The organism is Roseococcus sp. SYP-B2431, assembly GCF_004336745.1.
Classification (GTDB): domain Bacteria; phylum Pseudomonadota; class Alphaproteobacteria; order Acetobacterales; family Acetobacteraceae; genus Roseococcus.
This window is the reverse complement of record NZ_SJXD01000020.1, coordinates 1-749: the sequence shown is the minus strand read 5'-3', so window position 1 is coordinate 749 and position 749 is coordinate 1. Positions and strand designations below refer to the sequence as shown.

The following is a 749-nucleotide window of genomic DNA, read 5'->3' as shown; positions in this document are numbered from 1 at the left end:
CGGCACAAAGGCCAAGAGATGGAGGCGTTCGAGCTTCGGAGGCTCTTCGCTGCTAGGCATCCCGGGCGGCCTGCGCCGGCTCTGCGAACGATCGCGGTTCATGTGACGGAGATTTACTCGGCCGCCGCGGCTCGCGCTGCTACGCTATAATCACGGAAAGGCTTTGGTGATTATAGTGTAGAGGCGGCGCCCTCCGACCTCTGGCATGCAGACTTCATGTCGGGACACCCAAGCTCCGCTCATGGCCACATCATCAACGCCACCTTTGGCGTGTTCGATCAGACCACACCATGGATCGATCGGCGTGAGCTGCCGTGGACGGAACTCGCAATACAACTTACCGCACACGCGATCGGCAGGAAGGAGGGCTCGTGTATCGTCCCTGCCCTGTTCAAAGGGACGGAGCGCAAGAAGGAGGACGCGGAGCGCATCGACCTCGTCATGCTGGACAGTGACAGCGGTGCCACGATGGACGAAATCAGCACTGCTCTCCGCGGTCTGGGCTGGGCGGCCGTGGTCAGCTCGACTTGGTCGCATCTCACCTTCAAGGCCAAGATGTCCCGCAAGGTCTTCGACAAGTGGCTGAGTGAGACCGGGCGGAGTGATACGGACTCTTCGGCGGCGGAAGCGTTCCTCCGGCACAGGGGTATGCTACCTAAGATTGCCGCGGGTGCGACCCGCACCGGCACGGACGAGCAGTTCGCCTACTTCCAGCACGGCCCCTGCCCCAAGTTCCGGATCGCCCTGCC

Annotated in this window: 1 protein-coding gene; it reads left to right on the top strand. The window is 62.5% G+C overall.

All coding sequences use genetic code 11. The annotated features are described in order from the left end of the window. Nucleotides 1-216: 216 nt before the first annotated feature. On the top strand, nucleotides 217-749 hold a 533-nt coding region (locus EJV46_RS08000), incomplete at its 3' end, for a hypothetical protein (RefSeq protein ID WP_131548104.1).